Here is an 18,497-nt window from a genome sequence, read left to right as displayed (position 1 = left end):
GCTCAGGCAAAAGTGCCCTGACAGAACCAGCCCGACGACAGTGCCCCGCCATGGGCGTAGAACAGCCAAAGCCGGTCGCCGCGAGTCGTGATCACATCCCAGTAGTCGCGCGGACCCGACCGCCAATCCGGGTCCTCCAGCCACCATTCCGGAGCGATGCGCTCAGGGCCACGCGCAGTGGCCGTCTTCCAGTCTCGTCCCCGCCAGCGAAACTGCTCTGAAATATGCGGACTGTCCGGGGCGGTCACAGGCTCTGGCCGCCACATCAGCAAAGGCCGCGGACGGTCATCCTTCGGCCAGTCCTCTGTCGGATCCGTCCACGCGGCAGGCACGATTTTCCACATCTTTTCGGGAATTTGGCTGTCAGCCGGGTGATGGCGTGTAATCGCCTCCATCCCCAGACGTGCACCAAGGCGGCCAATCAGATCCTCGATCCCCCGCATGCCATCGCGACGGTGCATAGCCTGCGCGGTGGCCTCGGCGTGACCTGCCACCGTGCGCGCATGGATCCGTTCGGTCTGCACCGCCTCCAGCCGCAGCATGTCGATGCCGGGCCCGGCCTCCAGCTCCGGGATCTTGAGTTGGATCAGCGGCATGATCCGGTCCGACGACTGCACGGCATTGGCCAGCGTCAGCCCCTGCCAATGCATCGTGTGATCACAGCGATAGACCTCCAGCCGCAGGACGCGCACGCCGCGCCCTCGCACTGTCAGCCGCGCACACAGACGGTCGACCATTCGGGCAAAACCTTCGGTCACATCCGCCTCCAACCCGATGGGATCAGGAAAGGACAGCCGAAAGGTGAACCGCTCCGTCGGGGCAGCCGGGGTGATCGGCTCAGGCGCGCTGCCGACGGCCTGATCCAAACGTTCCAGAAGCCCGCGGCCAAAGCGCCGCGCGAGGCTGGCGCGCGGCTGTTTCAGCAAATCGCCAATCTGACGCAGGCCCACACGGATCAATCCCTCCTGCATATGCGGGGACAGGCGCAATGCGGCAACGGGCAAGGGGGCCAACGCCGACCAAGCGGCGCCAGATCCGGCAATGCGCGTATCTCCCGCAAGGCGCGTAGTCAGGCCCGGCGGGGTGCCGCCCCGCTCCCAATGGCGTCGTTTTCCAGCCTTGGCACGGGTGGCCGGGGCCTCTTGGTCGATGGCATCTCCGCTACGTGCATGGCTTTGATCCCCCTTGGAAAATCGCGCCAAGGCCCAGGCCGCTCCCAGCGTATCCGCCAGTCCGGTGCGCACCGTCAGCCCCATATCCCTACACTCCTGCGTGACCTGATCGCACAGTTGCACCTCGTCACCGAACAGATGCGTGCAGCCGGTGAGGTCGATCACCAGCGCATCTGGAGGCTGCGCCGCCACCCAGGGCGAGAACTTGCCGGCCCAGCGATGCAGCGCGCTAAGAAAGACCTCTTCTCTATGAGGACAGGCGGGGCGCGTGAGCAGCCCGGCACAGACCGCGTGAGCATCCCGCAACGGCTGGCCCGGGTAGAGCCCCGCCGAACTGGCAACCTCGTTCAGCGCCCCCACGGTCTGGGCGTTGCCCTCATGCAGAATTGTAGCAAGCGGCACCGCGCGCAGATGAGGCTCCGACCGCTGCCAGCGCTCGGCACCAAGGCGAGGAAACCAGAGCGAAAGGATACGACGTTCAGACATGGCGGCAGCAATTTGTTCCCTATTTGTTCTATACGAATTCGCACTTACGAGTCGAGTCCCGACCGTAGCACTCCGTTCTGGTGTGAGCGTACAACAGGCAAACTCCTGCCAAGATGAACCGCGCAGCTTGGCAAGCTAACCAAACCAGCGCATTTCTGTTTCCAAAGGAGAAACGAGATGATCCACAGCTTGGCTGCCCTTCTGATTGGCGCAACGCTACTGCCGAACCTTGATGCCCCGAATGGCAAGAACGTGCTGCCCGTAATGGGTGCTCAGCAAAGCGAAAAGCTGCCAGACGCCACCTGCCCTGCCGGCAATTTTTCCGATCTTGTCGGGCAACCCGCCAGCGCCGCCGAGGACATCCCCGATCCGAAGCGCATCCTGCCGCGCGGCGCTATGAAGACAGAGGATTTCCGCCCACACCGCACCAACGTGTTTCTTGATGAGAATGACCTGATCGAACGATTGAACTGCGGTTAAATGCCCCAATCAGGCCGAGCGACGTGTCATGCCAGATAGACTGTCGCGCAACGCGGCCTCTTCTGCATGGCGGTGAGACAGATCATCAATCTCTTGCGAAAGCTGCTGACGCCCGGATTTAGCCGCGTGACGCATCGCATCGGCCAACTGCCTGGATAGCACGTCGCTGGCCTGCCGTGCCTGCATGCTGAAGTGCAATTCCGCATGATCAAGAGCCAACATGGCCTCCCGTCGCCGGGCAATTCGGGCGTACAGACGTTCCTCTGGCCCGCAATCGGACATCAGCAACGCGTAAAGCACTCCCAAACGCGCCGCGTCATCGCAATGCGCCGCGACATCCTCACGCAGTGTATCAGGTCGATTGGCCACGGAAAGCCGCTGGGCCAGATGGACGGCCGCCTCTTCTGAACAGGTATGCGCGCTGTCAACAGGAATACGGGATGAAACGGTCATGGCCCCTCCGGCACTGGTTGCCCTTCGACACTCCTCGGCAAGTTCAAAGATTCGGTTAATGGTCTCGGGCGCAGCAAGCGGGCATGCCGGAAAGAACCCCACAGAGGTCGGTCAACCGGTTGCGACTGCCAGTCCGGTGACGCATTGTCCGCCCGAAAGAATGTGACAGGAGAAATCGCATGCGTACACGCGCCGCCGTGGCCCTGGAGGCCGGCAAACCGCTTGAGGTTATGGAAGTTGAACTGGATGGCCCGAAGGCGGGCGAGGTTCTGGTTGAGATCAAGGCCACCGGCCTGTGCCACACCGACGAATTCACCCGCTCGGGCGACGATCCGGAGGGCATCTTTCCGGCGATTCTGGGCCATGAAGGCGCAGGCGTCGTGCTTGAGGTCGGCGAGGGCGTCACCACGCTGAAGCCGGGAGATCACGTTATCCCGCTGTACACTCCGGAATGCCGCGAGTGCGCCTCCTGCCTGTCAGGCAAGACCAACCTGTGCACCGCCATCCGCAACACGCAAGGCAAGGGCCTGATGCCCGACGGCACCACGCGCTTCAAGATGTTGGATGGTACGCCAATTCATCACTACATGGGCTGTTCCACCTTCGCCAATCACACGGTGATGCCGGAAATCGCCCTGGCAAAGGTACGCGAGGACGCTCCCTTCGACAAGATTTGCTACATCGGCTGCGGCGTCACCACCGGCATCGGTGCGGTGATTAACACGGCAGGTGTTGAGATTGGGTCAACGGCGGCGGTCTTTGGCCTCGGCGGGATTGGTCTGAACGTCATTCAGGGCCTGCGCATGGCGGGCTGTGACAAGATCATCGGCGTCGATCTGAACGACGACAAGGCTGAAATGGCGAAGAAATTCGGCATGACGCATTTTGTTAACCCCTCCAAGGTAGACAACACGGTGCAGGCCATCGTCGACCTCACCAAGACGGAGAAAGACCACCTCGGCGGCGTCGATTATTCCTTTGACGCGACCGGCAACGTGAAGGTCATGCGGGACGCGCTGGAATGCTCGCACCGCGGATGGGGTGTGTCGGTCATCATCGGCGTGGCCCCGGCGGGCGCGGAGATTTCGACCCGTCCGTTCCAGCTGGTCACTGGCCGCGTCTGGAAGGGTACAGCCTTTGGCGGCGCCAAGGGCCGGACCGATGTGCCGAAATTCGTCGATTGGTACATGGACGGCAAGATCGAGATCGACTCGATGATCACCCACAAGCTGACATTGGACGAGATCAACCACGGCTTCGAGCTGATGCACAAAGGCGAATCCATCCGCGCCGTCGTCGAGTTCTGAGGACACCTGCACGTTTGGGGCAGGGCAACCTGCCCCAAACACAACGGCTGTACGTTTGAACCGTCGGCCATTCCAGATGTGATACCGCCAGCACTCTCCATAAGGTCACGACCAGTTGCCCCAATCCGGCAAAGGCAGGCGCGTGAGGATGAAGGGCTTCGCCGATATTCACAGCAGGTTTGGCGCACATATCCCGACGCGGTTGCCCAGCTGAGCACCTATGCGCAGGGTCAGAAACACAATGGCAGCGCACAAAGACCGATGTAGAGTGCCTGACACATCGTTCCAAACGCAGGCCTGCTGACGGCAGGCATTGGCGAAGCGCCGTTGGACCGTACGTATGATCCGGCCAGTCAGCTTCGTGCCGACCGAATGGTCATGCCACTGCGCGCCCGGCAGAAGCGCATTGAAACCTGCCGCAGGACCAACCAAAGTTCGGGCCGCGCGCCATCAGGACCGGAGGACCACATGAGAAACAAGATTCGCGCCCTCTATATGGGGGAAAGCGATGCGGCCCACCGTTTCCGATACGCGCTGCTTGCCTTCGATATTCTCACGATCCTCTTCGTGATCGCCACATCCTTTAGCCAGCATGGGCCCGTCGTCGAGGCAATCGACGTCATTTTCGGCTTGCTGATCCTATCCGAATTTGGCCTGCGGGTCTGGATTTCGAGAAACCGGATGCGGCTGTTCACACGGCTGACCACCTTGGCAGACATCATAGCGATTGGCTCTTTTCTTGCGCCACTGGCCGGGGAGGGCCTGGGCTTCCTGCGCGTTCTGCGCACCCTGCGTCTGCTGCACACCTACCATTTGGGCGAACAGCTGCGCCGAGATATTCCCTACATTCGAAGACATGCTGACGTGGCGTTGGCTGTCACCAACCTTGGCGTGTTCATCTTTGTCATGACCGGTCTGGTCTACGCCACACAGTACCGGGTAAATCCGGAGATCGAAAACTACGCCGATGCTTTGTATTTCACGGTCACCGCGCTGACGACCACCGGATTTGGCGACATCACCTTGCCCGGCACGGTGGGTCGGATGATTTCTGTCCTGGTGATGCTGTTCGGGATCACCTTGTTCTTGCGGCTGGTGCAGGTGCTGTTCCGCCCCAACAAGGTGCGCTGCGAATGCGAGAACTGCGGGCTGATCCTGCATGACGCCGACGCAGTTCACTGCAAACACTGCGGAGAGATCATGAACATCAAGACCGAGGGGGTCGTATGATCCGCGAAGCAACCACCGCGGACCGCGATGTCGTCTGGTCCATTCTTGAACCCGTGTTTCGAGCGGGCGACACCTATGCGGTCGACCCTGACATCAGCCGCGAAGACGCGCTGAGCTATTGGTTCGGACCGGAACGGCGTGTTTTCGTCTATGATGACGGGGACATCCTCGGCACCTATTACATCGTCAGGAATCAGAAGGGCGGCGGTTCGCATGTTTGCAACTGTGGGTATGTCACCGCAGACGCGGCGCGGGGCAAAGGCATTGCCCGTGCAATGCTGGCCCATTCGCTGGAGATCGCGCCGCAGCTGGGCTTTCGCGCGATGCAGTACAACTTCGTGCTGGAAAGCAACAAACGCGCCGTCGAAACGTGGCTGCGCGCCGGCTTCGAGACTGTGGGCCGCCTGCCCGGCGCCTTCGCACATCCAACCCAGGGCGACATAGACGCGCTCGTGATGTACCGCCGATTATAACAACACCAGTTCGCTAATCCCCGTGGACGTGCTACCTGCCCGATTGACACGACACCCAACGGAGGCTTCATGCCCAAAGATACCAGACTGCTGGCCGTTCTGATTGATGGCGACAATGCTTCGCCGAAATACGCCAAGTCGCTTTTCGAAGAGATCGCCTCCATGGGGGAAGCCTCGGTCCGGCGGGTTTACGGCGATTTTGCCAGCCAGCAGATGAACGGGTGGAGCCGGGTTGCCGCAGAATATGGCCTCGTGCCTCTGCACTCACCTGCCAACACGGTCGGGAAGAACGCCTCTGACATCGCTTTGGTGATTGACGCAATGGATCTGATGCACACCGGGCGCTTTGACGGTTTTGTGCTGGTGAGCTCGGACAGCGATTTCACCCGTCTGGCGAGCCGCATCCGGGAACAAGGGCTCGATGTCTTCGGCATGGGAATGCAGAAAACGCCCGACGCGTTCCGAAAGGCGTGCAAACGCTTCATCTACCTGGAGAACATCGATAACACGCCCGAGGAAGCCAAGGAAAAGACGACCGACAAGCGCCCGCTGACAGAAGCGCGCGACCTGATCTTTCGGGCCATGGACAGCATCGACGGCGACGATGAATGGTACCGTCTGGGCGACATCGGGCAGGTGATTACAGCGGCCAACCCGGACTTCGACACGCGCACCTATGGTAAGCGCAAGCTGTCGGATCTGGTCAAGGCGCTCAAGGTGTTTGAGACGCGCACCGAGCACAGCCAGTTGCTTTTGCGTCGGGTCGACTGACCGGGACCGCAACATGCTGCGTCACGCGGCAGTGACCGCCTCTGGCCCTTTGTCGCGTTCTGTGCTTGATGCGGCGCAAACGCCTCATGGAGCCCGTCATGTTCATTGCCTCGCTGATCGCCAAACCCGGAACACTTGACCCCGCGCTGGTGGAAAGCTTGCGCAATGCTTTTGGCGGGGCCGATGTGGTCTGGCTGGCGCCGGACGAGGCGGCGGAATTTGCCCTGCCCGCGCGTCCTTCGAACTTTGACGAGGTGCGCGACAGCGTCGCTGCTCAGGCCGATCTGAACATCGTGCCCATCGAAAATCGCGCCAAGAAGATGCTGCTGGCGGACATGGATTCCACCATGATCCAACAGGAATGCATCGACGAACTGGCCGAGGAAGCGGGCGTCGGCGCGCATGTCAAAGACATCACCGCGCGCGCCATGAACGGCGAACTGGATTTCGAAGGCGCGCTGATCGAACGTGTCGCCCTGCTCAAGGGCCTGCCCGAAAGCGTGATCGACAAGGTTGTCGCCGACCGCATCACTCTCATGCCCGGCGGCAAGGAATTGATCGCGCAGATGCATGCAAACGGCGGCCACGCGGCGTTGGTGTCTGGCGGTTTCACAGCCTTTACACAGAGGGTTTCCGCACTGTTGGGGTTTGACGAAAACCGCGCCAACACGTTGGTCATCGCGGACGGCGAGTTGACGGGCGAGGTCGTGCGCCCGATCCTGGGCAAACAAGCCAAGGTCGATGCGCTGGAGCAGATAACCGAACGGCTCGAAATCACCGAGGCCGACGTGATCGCGGTGGGCGACGGGGCCAATGACCTTGGCATGTTGAACCGTGCGGGCATGGGGGTTGCCCTGCACGCAAAACCCTCGGTTCAGGCGGAATGCGATCTGCGCATCAATCACGGCGATCTCACCGCGCTGCTTTACCTCCAAGGCTACGCAAAACCTTAACGTCGGGCCACAGCGATTGCGTTAAGCGCCTCACGGGGGGTCGGCAAAGCACTCCCGTGATCCAAGGGGTGCCATGAGACCTCCCCCGACCAAGGGACCCTAAGGCTTATTGCGCCTTCAGGCGATAAAACATATCCGATTGTCCGGCTTGGCTGACGCAGTCAGAACACATCAGCCTTGGGGCGGATCTCGCCGGTTACGGTCTTGGCAAAATTGCGGATCTCGGGGTTCATGAAGCGCTTCACATCCGGATGGTCGGCGTCCAGCACACCAAGGCGAACCAGCAGCGCCGCAATGGCGCAGTCAGAAGCGCGCGTCGCGCCATCGACAATCTTCAGCGAAATTCCAAGCCCGCGCTCCGGCAGGATGGCAATGAAATAGCCCTCGGCACCGGTTTTGATCGCTACAGGCTCTTTGGCCGCCTGCATCAAATGGGTGCAGGCGCGCCCTTGGCCCGCCACATGCACCGGATGCGCAATCATCGCCTGCGTCAGCCGCGAGGCCGCGCGCGACAGCACATCCCCGCGCGTCTCGGCGCTGGCAAAGAACGCCATCGCGCGCGCCATGCCATGCATCGTTGTGGCAAAATTCGGCGCCGAGCAGCCGTCAATGCCGTAACCCGGTGTTTCCTGCCCTGTGACCTCCTCGAACACCGATTTGATCGCACGCTGTACAGCGTGGTCCGGGCAGCAATAGTCAGGTCCGGCGCCCAAATGCCTGGCCAGCGTCAGGAAACCCGCGTGTTTGCCGGAGCAGTTGTTCATCAGGCGACGCGGCGCTTCGTCGCGCCGGATCATGCCGAGACGCAAATCCTTGTCGCGGGAAGGTTCTGCACCACAGATCAGATCCTCTTCGCTGCGGCCAATGTCGGAAAGCCACGCGGCCACGGCCTCATTGTGCAGCGGTGCGCCCTGGTGGGACGCACATGACAGGGCCAGCCGTTCGGTCGACAGTCTGTGCGCATCCGCTGCGCCTGACGCCACCAAAGGCAACGCCTGCAACATCTTGGCCGAACTGCGCGGCAGGATCTGCTGGTCGGGATCGCCCCACGACTCGACCACCTCGCCGCTGGCATCGCAAATCACCGCATGGCCGAAATGCCGGCTTTCGGCCAATGGTCCCCGGAGGACCTCTACCATCTCCACTGCGCTCATGATCTGCCCCTTTTTTCCGAGTGCGCCCCCATATCCGGGGAACAAACGATGCACCTTAGAACCCTGAGCGAGTTTCTGCCAACAGGGCTTTCTCATTTCCGTTTTTTCAGGCTAAAGTCCCGCCGTCGAGAGAATATACCGCCACAGTGTCGGACAAGGTCGGGACAGGGCCAGGCACGCGGTTGGTTTGGGGCTAAAGACAGCTGGAGGCTGCACGAATGAAATCTCACTTTGGTCGGATGGTTGCTGCGGCTGCTTTGACGCTGGTCGCTTCTTTTGCGCAGGCACAGGAAAGCAGCACGAACCGCGTTGACGCCATGACCGACTGGTCGGTGTTCGAAGGACAAGACCCGCGCGAATGCTGGGCTGTGACCACCTACAAGGAAATGCTCAACACCAAGGATGGCCGCGAGGTCGCCGTGACGCGGGGCGAAATCCTGTTGATGGTGTTCTATCGCCCCGGCGCTGATGTGCAGGGACAGGTGGCCTTTACCGGCGGCTATCCCTTTGCACCGGGATCGACTGTGAACGTCAAAGTCGATGACAGCGAATTCGAAATGTACACAGAGGGCGAATGGGCCTGGCCTGCGACACCGCAAGACGACTCAAAGCTCATCACGCAGATGAAGCGCGGCGCATCTGCCGTTCTCACCGCCGTGTCGGCGCGTGGGACCAAGACGCAGGACACCTTCTCTCTGCTCGGCTTCACCGCCGCGGTTGAAGACGCCGAAAAACGCTGCAGCTGACACGACATGACCGCGCCAGAGTGGATCGCCGTCGATTGGGGCACCTCGCATGTGCGGGTCTGGGCCATGAATGGCGCGACCATTCTGGCCCGGCGCGACAGCGATCAGGGCATGGGCCGCCTGCACGCCTCTGAATTCGAGGCCGCATTGCTGACCCTGCTCGGCGATTGGCTGGACACTGCGCCCGTGCCTTTGCCTGTCGTGATTTGCGGAATGGCCGGGGCACGTCAGGGCTGGCATGAAGCGCCATACATCCCTGTTCCATGCGAAGTGCCGGTTCATGGCGTGGCGGTCCCCACCAAGGATGCGCGCCTGAACGTGCGCATTCTGCCGGGTCTGTCACAAGCCAAACCCGCCGATGTGATGCGCGGCGAAGAAACCCAGATCGGCGGTTTTCTGGCCAGTCAAGCGGACTTCGACGGTGTGCTTTGCCTCCCCGGCACGCACACCAAATGGGCGCATATCAGCGCGCGCGAGGTTGTCTCCTTCCGGACGTTCATGACGGGAGAGATGTTTGCCCTGCTGTCACAGCAATCGGTGCTGCGGTTTTCCACGGCCGATGGCTGGGATAAGGCCGCGTTTCTTGACGGCGTTGCCGACGGCATGGGCCGCCCTGCGGGGTTCGCGGCGGAGCTGTTCAGCCTGCGCGCCCGCGACTTGCTGGAAGACCCCCCAAAGGGCCACGCCCGCGCCCGCTTGTCCGGTCTTTTGATCGGGCTGGAGCTGGCCGGATCCCGCCCCTACTGGCTGGGCCAGGACGTTGTCGTGCTGAGCGACGATTCGTTGGGGCAAGCCTATGTCGCGGCCTTGGACGCGCAGGGTGCAGTGGTGCGCAGTGCGGCCACCGAGGGCGTGACATTGGCCGGTTTGGTCACCGCTTTCAAAGCAGGCTGAACTTCGCCGCTCGGGGACATCACCTCGCTTGCAGCGCGTTATGAAATAACAGTACATGTCGTCCATGATTTGGGCGCTGAACGGATCGTCCGACCGCTTTCGTCGCGTTGTTCCCATTCAATACTGCGGCAACGCGACAAGCGGGCGACCGGTTTGCAGCCGCCCCTGAATGAGACAAAAGGATATCCGATGACACTCGGACTAACTCTGACCGACCTCTGCGTGAATGGCTCCGGTGGCCGTGTCCTGGTCCAAGCCGCAGACCTGAAGGTGCCACCGGGCACCTTACTCGGGATCACCGGCGCATCCGGGGCGGGAAAGACAACGCTGCTGCATGCAATTGCCGGGATTGTGCCGTCGGAAGGCAGCATTCGTTGGGGCGAGACAAATTTTTCCAAACTATCCGACCACGCCCGCACCGCCTTTCGGGCACGCAACATGGGTATGGTGTTTCAAGATTTCCTGCTGTTCGACGACCTCTCTGCCCACGACAACGCCCGTCTCGCGGCCATGTTTGCGCCACGCGCCGAACGCGCAGAGATCACCGTCCGGGCAAAACAGCACCTGAGTGAACTTGGCCTGACCGACCCGGAACGCCACGTCGCCAGCTACTCTGGTGGAGAACGGCAACGCGTCGCTCTCGCACGCGCCTTGGCAGCAGATCCCGCTGTCGTTCTGGCCGATGAACCCACTGCCGCACTGGACCGTCGTGCTGCGGACCGCGTCATCCACGACCTAGTCGCGGCGTGTCGCGAAAGGGGGCGCACACTGATCGCCATCAGTCATGACACGCATCTGCTCGACGCCATGGACAGGGTTGTGCATGTGACAGATGGGCACTTGGCGGCACAGGTTCCGGCATGATTGTTCTTCTGCTGACGCCTATTGTTCTGGTCGCCGTTCTGCTCTGCCGCGGGTATGCGCCGGGTCCCTTGGTTCGCGCGCTGCTGTGGCGGTATCGGTTGGTGAACTGCCTGTTTGGCGGGCTGATTGCCGTGGCTCTGGCCATGGGCATTGCCGTGCTGGCGCAAGAGCGCGGCCTCCGTGAAGGCAGCGCACAGGCCGCAGACGGCTTTGATCTGGTGGTCGGCACGCCGGGATCGGAGATGGATCTGATGCTGGCAAGCGTATACCTTCAACCCTCCCGCGTGGGGCTGCTGGACGGCGACCGCTTTGCCAGTATTGCCGAAGATCCACGGGCAGAACTGGCCGCACCACTGGCTTTCGGCGACAGCCATGACGGCGCCCCCGTCGTTGGCACGGTGGCGGATTTCGTGACCCACCTTGCGCGCGGCGCGGTGCAAGGACGCCTGTTCGCCAACACCTCTGAGGCGGTCGTGGGCGCAAGATCCGACCTGCACATCGGTGACCATTTTCACCCCAGCCACGGGCACGGCCACGGCGCAGACCACGATGCGCACGAAGAAGTTGAATTCCAGGTGGTCGGTCGTCTCCCCCTCACCGGAACGCCGTGGGACCAAGCCGTCATCGTGCCTATCGAAGCCGTGTGGGAGACACATGGCCTTGCAAACGGACACGGCGCCGAGGAAGGCACGCGCATCGGAGCGCCGTTTGATCCCGCGCTTTTCCCCGGCACACCCGCTGTGGTGGTGGTGCCGCGCGGCATGGGCGCGGCCTACGGCCTGCGCACCACGCTGAACCAAGCTGACGACATGATGGCAATCCTGCCCGGCGCGGTACAGGCAGAATTGTACCGACTGATGGGGGACGCGCGGCAGGCCGTGACCGTTCTGACCAGCGTGACCCAAGGCTTGGTTGTCCTCGCAGTGCTGGTCAGCCTGATGATTCTGTCGCGACTGTTCCAGCGCCAGCTGGCAATGCTGCGCGCGGTGGGGGCGCCCATGCGCTTTGTTCTAAGCGTCGTCTGGGGGCATGCCGCTGTGCTTCTGAGCATCGGCACCGTGCTGGGCGTTCTGCTGGGCTACGGCGCGGCGGCTGTGTTGAGCAGCGTGCTCACGGCACGCACCGGGGTGCACGTGCCCGCGGCCTTGGGCGTGACCGAGTTGCGCCTTGCGGCCGGTTTTCTGTCCGCCGCCGCAGTGGCTGCGCTGATTCCCGCGTGGTGGGCTGCTCGCACGCCAGTCGCCGAGGCACTGCGTCGCAATTGAACTGCGCAAGGGCGCGGCGGGCGAACAATCGGCGCCCTGCCGCGCCCTTTGCGACTCTTGATCGCGCGTATTGTGCGGCGCGCGGTCGATGCCGCACCCCCACCACGCACGCCGACAAAGGGAGAGGTGCCGAGTCCGCCATCAAGCGACCGGCACAGCACGGAGCAAAAGCCGATGCATTCTTCGTTCCGTGAGGCCGCAGATTAAAACAAAGGCCGGTCATTACACCCGCGGCGTCAAGCACTGAAACCGAACAGTGCAGCCGCCGCAGGTCATGCCCGCCCCTTCGAAGCACATATCGCTGATAAACGGCCTCATCGCCTTAGGACGAAATACCCGTCCGCAAAGGATCAAAGGCAGCAATCAGGGACAAGATCAGGCAGTGCCTGTCTCTGCTGCGATCTGCTTGCGGGATTTGCGCTCCCGCTCTGTGGCGGACTTCAACTGACCACAGGCGGCCATGATGTCCTCGCCGCGCGGTGTGCGGATCGGAGACGCGTAGCCAGCCTTGTAAATGATATCAGCGAACTTCTCGATCCGTTCCCAATCCGACCGCTGGTAGGGCGAGCCTGGCCATTCGTTGAAGGGGATCAAATTGATTTTGGCCGGGATGCCCTGGATCAATCGCACCAAGCGGCGCGCATCAGCATCACTGTCGTTCACGTCCTTGAGCATCACATACTCAAAGGTGATGCGTTCCGAATTCGACAACCGCGGGTATTCCCGAAGCGTGTCCAGCAACGTCTCGATGTTCCAGCGCTTGTTGATCGGCACCAGCTTGTCGCGCACCTCGTCTGTGGTTGCGTGGAAAGACACCGCCATCAGGCAGCCGATCTCTTCGGCGCATTTGGTGATCTCGGGCACGACGCCAGAGGTGGACAGCGTGATGCGACGTCGGGACAGGGCGATGCCCTCATTGTCCATGGCGATCTTCATCGCGTCGCGCACATTGTCGAAGTTGTACAATGGTTCGCCCATGCCCATCAGCACGACGTTGGACAACAGGCGCGGCCCCTGATCTCCGGTGCCCATGCCGTGCTCGGGCCATTCGCCCAAGTCATCGCGCGCCATCATGATCTGGCCGACGATCTCGCCCGCCGTCAGGTTACGCACCAGCTTTTGCGTGCCCGTGTGGCAGAAGGAACAGGTCAGCGTGCAGCCGACCTGAGACGAAATGCACAGCGTGCCGCGGTCCGTCTCGGGAATATAGACGACCTCGACCTCATGCCCGCCAGCGATCCGAACCAGATATTTGCGCGTTCCGTCGGCGCTGACCTGCTTGGACACCATCTCTGGCAATTGAATGATGAATGCCGCGTCAAGCTGCTCACGATACCCTTTGGCAAGGTTGGTCATCTCGGCAAAATCACGCACGCCCCAGAAATAGACCCACTGCCAGATCTGGTTCACCCGCATCTTGGCCTGCTTTTCAGGCGTGCCCATCGCAATCAGCGCGTCGCGCAGGGCGACACGGGTCAGGCCGATGATATTTTGCTTGCCGCCTTCGGGCTGCTTGCGCGGGATCGTCAACACGTCCTGTGTGATGGGAGCGTCGGTCATAAGAGCCATCCTCTGGGAGAAGAAGGGGTTCATATACAGGATTCGACGCGGATTTCCACGCCGAATTCCAAAGGATCACAGGGATGTGGCCGCCAGGCGCTCTTACGCCAGCCGCGCCTCCGCCCGGGCGGCCTCGTTCTGGCCGCGACGTTCCCGCCGTGCACGCGCCGCAGCAACCAAAGCGTGAAAGATCGCGCGTTGCCGATGGGCGTAAAACAGATGCTCCGGATGCCACTGGACGCCGATCGCAAACGGGTCCGAGGTCCGCTCGATCGCTTGCACCATGCCTGCCGTGTCCCGCGCGCAGACTTGCAGCCCCTCGCCCAGCTCCTTCACCGCTTGGGTGTGTAAGGCGTTGACCTTCATCGGTTCCGGTCCAGTGTGTTTGGCCAGTAGCGTATCATTGTCGACGCAGATTTCGCGTTTTGGCAGGATCGTCTTGATCTTGTTGTCCATGCCAAAGGTTTGCCACGCATTCTGGTCCAGCGTGCCGCCGAGCGCCACGTTCAGCATCTGGGCGCCACGGCAAATGCCCAGAACCGGCATGTTCAGATCCGCGGCCTGCTCTGCCAGCGAGCGTTCCAACTCGTCGCGGTCGTGGTCCAACCGCGCAGATACCCCAAGCGTGCCGCCATATAGCTCCGGGCCGATATCGTCGCCGCCACCGATGACGATACCGTCGACCTTGGACAAATCGCAGTCCCGCTTGGCCCCCCAACGCACGCCACGGGCACCCGCCAGCCAGATGTTCAAATTGATAAGCGGAAAGATACGCCATCCGCTACGGTCAGAGACGGTCACTCCGATGATAGGTCGCGTCATAGTACAGCCTCGACGCCATGATCCCTCATCATGCGGTCAACTTTATCAGACCAGCGCTTGTCCGCACCCGGTGCCGTGTGCATGTGGTCGATCCACGCCTTGCGCAACGAGTCCAGCAACGCGCCATTCTGCGCCACGTCCTCGACAGTCCACCACAGCTTCCACGCTTGCGCCAATGACCAATCGGCCTCGTCTATGCGGCAGTCGGGCAAACGAAAGTGAAACGTCGGGCGCGCCGCGGTCTTGTCCGGTTCCGGAAACATGCGGTTGTAAAGGCTCTCGTTCGCGTGCGCAAAGAGCGGAAACAGGTCCAGCCCGTGGTTGCGCGATTGCACGTGCCGCGCCATCACAACCATCAAATCCGCAAGCGACGACGGTCGCGACCGCGCCAATTCCGTAACGAAGGCCGATGGCCACTGGTTTACAAACGGCATCAGCCGGCGTGTCACATTCAGATCTTCCTGACGACGCAACCAAGGTTCCAACAGTCCATAGGCAAGGATTGTCTGCATGGTATGCGGATCATCCAGCGACACCACCTCCGGATTCAGGTGCACGCCAAATCCCAGCAGGATTCCGTCGCGCGTGCCTGTCGCACCCGCCTGACGCAAAGCATCGGTCAAGGCGTCAAGCCGCGCGACTTTCTCGCGGGTCAAGGGCCCTGTGATGATTTCCACCGGGACAAGGCCCGTGGCCAAGTCCAATCCCATCTGCAAAAGCGGAATGTTCTTTTTCTTCCGCAGAACCGTGTCCAGTTCGACCCGAATGTCGCCAATCTCGGTCCCGGTCACGGTGAGTTCGTGACTTTCCCCTTCTTCGATGTGCCCACCGAAGGTCTGGAACACAACATCCGCCGCCTCGACCTCATTCAGACCGGCAAATTCGATCTCGACACCCGTTCGGCGCGGCTCTCCTTCGGCAGTTTCGGTCAAAGCAAGGGGTGGATAGTGCGATGTCATTCAGCGACCTTTCGTCAGTCCCGGAGGCGATCCGATGTTCAAGACAGCACAAATGCTCCCCTAGTGCGACGCGTTATACAGCATCCGGCAGAGGATCGGGCGCGGGCTCTTCGCTTGCCTCGGTCTTGTGACCACTGAACACCAGCACCCAGACCAAGATCGGCAAGGAGACGATACCGCCTACCGGCCCCCAAAGCCACAAGCCAAACAGGATCGCCAGAAAGACCAGCAGCGGGTTCAGGTGCAGGCGCTGACCGACCAAGGACGGTGTGACGAACTGTGCCTCGATCATGTTAAGACAGAGGAAACCCACCAACGGCACCACGACCATCGCCCCGGTGAAATGCATCGCGCCGCCGACCAGCAGGGCTGCCATCATCATGACCGGCCCGAGGTAGAGCACGAAATTCAGGATGAAGGCCGCACCGCCCCAAAGCATCGCATTGGGCAAGCCAATCAGGGTCATCACACCAAAGGTCCCAAGGCCAAGGCACGCATTGATGAACGTAACGGTCACAAAGTAGTGCGAAACCGCGCGGTCCGCGTCCCGAAGTGCGGCAGCGCGCGTCGGAATGAACTTGTAGATTTCGTCAGCGGTCAGAACAAAGAAGAACAGCGTGCCGGCAAAGATCAACGCCTGTGCCGCAAAGTTCGGCGCCATCCAAAGCGCGTCGATCAAAGTCGGCACGGCAGCCTTCACCGCCTCATCACCGCCTTCGGCAATGGTTTCCTCGATCTCACGCCCCAAGGCCTCTGCCCCGCGAACCATGCGGACAATCTCATCGACCCAGTCACGGATTTCGCTCTGGATCTTCGGGATTTCCTCCATCAGCCCGGACATGACCGGGCCAAGAGCGGAAATAAACAGAAGCAAGAGAACAACAGCCAAGAACAACGCAACCGAGGCGCTGACCGCGCGAGGTACGCCGAGCCTGCCAAGACGGTTTACGAAGGGCGCCAACACGACGCCCACAACAAGACCAAGTGCAACGGGCGCAACGAGATCTCCGGCCAGTTTCATGGCCGCGATTGTTGCGAGCGCTGCAATCAAAATCAACGCCTGCGCCGCAATTCGGGTCTCGCGATTGGTGAGCCGCCACATATATCAGATCCTGTCGTGTAAATCGTGTTGAGCAGCGGGTTTCGCAGCGGGGTTCGTGCCCGGAAAGGGCTGAGTGCGCGCCTCTTCAACCTGAAGCTGGGCTTCGGCGGCGCGCATGTGTTGGTCGCGTTTTTCCTGGGCTTTCAGACCCTTGCTCGGCCAAAGCCTTGCCGCCGCAAGGCCGATACCCGCAATGGCCAGGAAGGTCACCATCTTGTGTTCTTTGATGACGCCCAAGGGGTCGGTCGGACGCTTTTCCACCTCTTCCTGAGCTTCCATCGCCTCGATCCGCTTACGAATGACGCGTTTGCGGGCCTCTGGCGGCAAATGCCCCAGCCCCTCGTGCAACGTCAGCCGCATTGTTTCAGCGGTTGGCGCGGTATCCGGCGTCGGGGCCTTGGTCCCGGCCTCTGCCGCCGTGGGCGGTTTCGCTTGGCTGCTTTTGGCGATCAGCATGGCAAGGCCAACGCCCATCAAGGCCGCGCCAAGCGGGTTTCGTTTGGCAGTCTTCAGGGCCGTTTGAGCCACCGTCTGCGCAATGTCCGTGCCCATCAAGGCCGCAGGTTGTGCATTTTGAGTAAGCCCGGCCAGAGCCGCAGCCAAGCCAGCGCGGTGTACGGCAGCCTGGGCTTCCAGTTCATCAATACGGTTTGGCATGAGGGGCCTCCGTCGTTGCCGACAGATCGGCCCGTAAATTGGCCATGGCACGATGCGGAACCAATGCGCCTGGCTTGATCCTGTGAGCGCCGACCAGCGCCAAGATCACCGCCAGACCCAGCGCGGACAAGCCGACGGTCAAAACCGACCACATCAGCGTCCAGCCCAGCACCTCGTACAAGGCGATCACGGCGGCGGCCGAAAGCACCATCAAAGCCACGAACATGAAGATCGCGGCAACAACCAACATCACGGCGCCCACAGCCATGCGCGCCGCGCCGCGCGACATTTCAGCCTTCGCCAGCGCAAGCTCGACCCGAACAAGAGAACGCAGCTCCTCCATGAGGGCCACGATATAGGCCGGAATTCCGGCGGCAGATGGATTGTGATGTGTCATTCGGGTGCGTGTCCCCTTTTGCCGTTAGCGGTCTGTTATCAAAGGGTTGCGCCGCAGACCGCGTCAACGGTCCACGGCGAGAGCCAAACTCAGCGACGCGCTTTCAACGCCAGGCCGACGAGCAAGCCGACACCGGCCGCGCCAAGCAACGCCGTGGTCGGGTTGTTACGCACCATGGTTTCAAGCTGACCGTGCGCATCTCGCACAGCGAGCGCGCTCTCTTCATATGCGGCCTCGACGCTTTCACTTGCAGCATCGAATGCACGTGCGGCGTGCTCACGGGCCTCTGTGTAGCCGCCCTCGAGCGACTCACGTGCACTGTCAACAGCGTCGCGGGCATGTGCGGTGGCTTTTTCCATGCCAGAGCCATTGCGAATAGGGTTTTTCGAAGCACTCATGATGTATCTCCTTTTCGTTTGCTCAACACCGCTAGGGCGAAAAGGTTCCGCGACCACTTGCAAACGCCAAAGGCCGAACTCCGCTGCGCGCCGGTCTCTTCGCGTCACGTTGAAGGGAACTTCCACGACCCGATAAAGGTTGAACGATCACAACGCATCAACAGAAGGTAGAGAAAGATATGCTGTATTGGGCAATAATGTTTTTCGTGGTCGCCGTGATCGCGGGGATCTTTGGGTTTGGCGGTATCGCCTCTGCTTCGGCAGGCGTGGCCCAGATTCTATTCGTCTTGTTTTTGATTCTTTTCGTCGGTGCATTGATCATGCGCGCTGTGCGAGGACGTTCAAGCTGACCTA

General features: G+C 61.4%; 21 protein-coding genes. 11 read left to right on the top strand and 10 right to left on the bottom strand.

Translation table 11 applies throughout. From position 1 onward, the window contains the following. Positions 1–2: 2 nt before the first annotated feature. Positions 3–1,658 carry a Y-family DNA polymerase gene (locus tag GGQ68_RS01115; protein ID WP_183962550.1) on the bottom strand — a complete coding sequence of 552 codons (1,656 nt, stop codon included), beginning with the start codon at positions 1,656–1,658 and terminating at the stop codon, positions 3–5. A gap of 177 nt (positions 1,659–1,835) precedes the next feature. Here GGQ68_RS01115 and GGQ68_RS01110 point away from each other — a divergent pair, with 177 nt between their 5' ends. After that, a complete protein-coding gene (locus GGQ68_RS01110) occupies positions 1,836–2,138 on the top strand; it encodes an I78 family peptidase inhibitor (protein ID WP_246429206.1) in 303 nt (100 codons plus the stop codon). 9 nt (positions 2,139–2,147) lie between these two features. Here GGQ68_RS01110 and GGQ68_RS01105 read toward each other — a convergent pair whose 3' ends face one another. Beyond that, a complete protein-coding gene (locus GGQ68_RS01105) occupies positions 2,148–2,591 on the bottom strand; it encodes a hypothetical protein (protein WP_183962549.1) in 444 nt (147 codons plus the stop codon). Between the two features lie 179 nt (positions 2,592–2,770). Here GGQ68_RS01105 and GGQ68_RS01100 point away from each other — a divergent pair, with 179 nt between their 5' ends. The 5 genes from GGQ68_RS01100 (at position 2,771) to serB (ending at position 7,325) form a co-directional block, all read left to right on the top strand. Continuing rightward, the gene (locus GGQ68_RS01100; protein WP_183962548.1) at positions 2,771–3,898 is read left to right on the top strand and encodes an S-(hydroxymethyl)glutathione dehydrogenase/class III alcohol dehydrogenase; all 1,128 of its coding nucleotides are present in this window, start codon (positions 2,771–2,773) and stop codon (positions 3,896–3,898) included. Positions 3,899–4,366: 468 nt separating this feature from the next. Further along, positions 4,367–5,128 (top strand): potassium channel family protein, encoded by a 762-nt coding sequence (locus tag GGQ68_RS01095; protein ID WP_183962547.1) that lies wholly within the window; start codon positions 4,367–4,369, stop codon positions 5,126–5,128. Beyond that, entirely contained in the window at positions 5,125–5,601 is a 477-nt protein-coding gene (locus tag GGQ68_RS01090; protein ID WP_183962546.1) for a GNAT family N-acetyltransferase, read from the top strand. Before GGQ68_RS01095 ends, GGQ68_RS01090 begins: the two co-directional genes overlap by 4 nt. Positions 5,602–5,670: 69 nt before the next feature. Further along, the gene (locus GGQ68_RS01085; RefSeq protein WP_183962545.1) at positions 5,671–6,372 is read left to right on the top strand and encodes an NYN domain-containing protein; all 702 of its coding nucleotides are present in this window, start codon (positions 5,671–5,673) and stop codon (positions 6,370–6,372) included. A 98-nt stretch (positions 6,373–6,470) separates the two neighbouring features. Beyond that, entirely contained in the window at positions 6,471–7,325 is an 855-nt protein-coding gene (gene serB, locus GGQ68_RS01080) for a phosphoserine phosphatase SerB (RefSeq protein ID WP_183962544.1), read from the top strand. A gap of 161 nt (positions 7,326–7,486) precedes the next feature. Here serB and GGQ68_RS01075 read toward each other — a convergent pair whose 3' ends face one another. After that, on the bottom strand, positions 7,487–8,479 hold the full coding sequence (locus GGQ68_RS01075; protein WP_246429205.1) for an asparaginase: 993 nt from the start codon (positions 8,477–8,479) through the stop codon (positions 7,487–7,489). Between the two features lie 218 nt (positions 8,480–8,697). Between GGQ68_RS01075 and GGQ68_RS01070 the strand changes: the two genes are divergently transcribed. The 4 genes from GGQ68_RS01070 to GGQ68_RS01055 all read left to right on the top strand — a co-directional run bounded on the left by GGQ68_RS01070 (position 8,698) and on the right by GGQ68_RS01055 (position 12,248). Next, positions 8,698–9,225 (top strand): invasion associated locus B family protein, encoded by a 528-nt coding sequence (locus GGQ68_RS01070; RefSeq protein WP_183962543.1) that lies wholly within the window; start codon positions 8,698–8,700, stop codon positions 9,223–9,225. A gap of 6 nt (positions 9,226–9,231) precedes the next feature. Then, positions 9,232–10,119, top strand: a complete 888-nt coding sequence (locus tag GGQ68_RS01065; protein WP_183962542.1) for a 2-dehydro-3-deoxygalactonokinase — start codon at positions 9,232–9,234, stop codon at positions 10,117–10,119. 189 nt (positions 10,120–10,308) lie between these two features. Further along, positions 10,309–10,983: an ABC transporter ATP-binding protein gene (locus GGQ68_RS01060; protein ID WP_183962541.1), complete on the top strand. Its 675-nt coding sequence runs from the start codon at positions 10,309–10,311 to the stop codon at positions 10,981–10,983. After that, positions 10,980–12,248, top strand: a complete 1,269-nt coding sequence (locus GGQ68_RS01055) for an FtsX-like permease family protein (RefSeq protein ID WP_183962540.1) — start codon at positions 10,980–10,982, stop codon at positions 12,246–12,248. Before GGQ68_RS01060 ends, GGQ68_RS01055 begins: the two co-directional genes overlap by 4 nt. Positions 12,249–12,623: 375 nt before the next feature. Here the strand turns inward: GGQ68_RS01055 and rlmN are convergent, their stop codons facing one another. From rlmN to GGQ68_RS01020, 7 genes are all read right to left on the bottom strand, one after another. Beyond that, a complete protein-coding gene (gene rlmN, locus GGQ68_RS01050) occupies positions 12,624–13,808 on the bottom strand; it encodes a dual-specificity RNA methyltransferase RlmN (protein WP_183962539.1) in 1,185 nt (394 codons plus the stop codon). A gap of 102 nt (positions 13,809–13,910) precedes the next feature. After that, complete coding sequence (locus tag GGQ68_RS01045; RefSeq protein WP_183962538.1) at positions 13,911–14,630, bottom strand: gamma-glutamyl-gamma-aminobutyrate hydrolase family protein; 720 nt, start codon at positions 14,628–14,630, stop codon at positions 13,911–13,913. Further along, positions 14,627–15,589, bottom strand: coding sequence for an amidoligase family protein (locus GGQ68_RS01040; RefSeq protein ID WP_183962537.1), 963 nt, complete (start codon positions 15,587–15,589; stop codon positions 14,627–14,629). Before GGQ68_RS01040 ends, GGQ68_RS01045 begins: the two co-directional genes overlap by 4 nt. A gap of 73 nt (positions 15,590–15,662) precedes the next feature. Continuing rightward, the gene (locus tag GGQ68_RS01035) at positions 15,663–16,691 is read right to left on the bottom strand and encodes an AI-2E family transporter (protein ID WP_183962536.1); all 1,029 of its coding nucleotides are present in this window, start codon (positions 16,689–16,691) and stop codon (positions 15,663–15,665) included. A 3-nt stretch (positions 16,692–16,694) separates the two neighbouring features. After that, a complete protein-coding gene (locus GGQ68_RS01030) occupies positions 16,695–17,348 on the bottom strand; it encodes a hypothetical protein (RefSeq protein ID WP_183962535.1) in 654 nt (217 codons plus the stop codon). Continuing rightward, positions 17,332–17,745 (bottom strand): phage holin family protein, encoded by a 414-nt coding sequence (locus tag GGQ68_RS01025; protein WP_183962534.1) that lies wholly within the window; start codon positions 17,743–17,745, stop codon positions 17,332–17,334. Before GGQ68_RS01025 ends, GGQ68_RS01030 begins: the two co-directional genes overlap by 17 nt. Before the next feature lie 89 nt (positions 17,746–17,834). Then, the gene (locus tag GGQ68_RS01020; protein WP_183962533.1) at positions 17,835–18,143 is read right to left on the bottom strand and encodes a hypothetical protein; all 309 of its coding nucleotides are present in this window, start codon (positions 18,141–18,143) and stop codon (positions 17,835–17,837) included. A 179-nt stretch (positions 18,144–18,322) separates the two neighbouring features. Here GGQ68_RS01020 and GGQ68_RS01015 point away from each other — a divergent pair, with 179 nt between their 5' ends. Then, a complete protein-coding gene (locus GGQ68_RS01015; RefSeq protein ID WP_183962532.1) occupies positions 18,323–18,493 on the top strand; it encodes a DUF1328 domain-containing protein in 171 nt (56 codons plus the stop codon). The last annotated feature ends 4 nt before the right edge of the window (positions 18,494–18,497 follow it).

It is taken from the genome of Sagittula marina (assembly GCF_014196795.1).
GTDB lineage: Bacteria > Pseudomonadota > Alphaproteobacteria > Rhodobacterales > Rhodobacteraceae > Sagittula > Sagittula marina.
The sequence above is the reverse complement of the archived record's forward strand: the minus strand, read 5'-3'. Positions and strand labels throughout refer to the sequence as shown.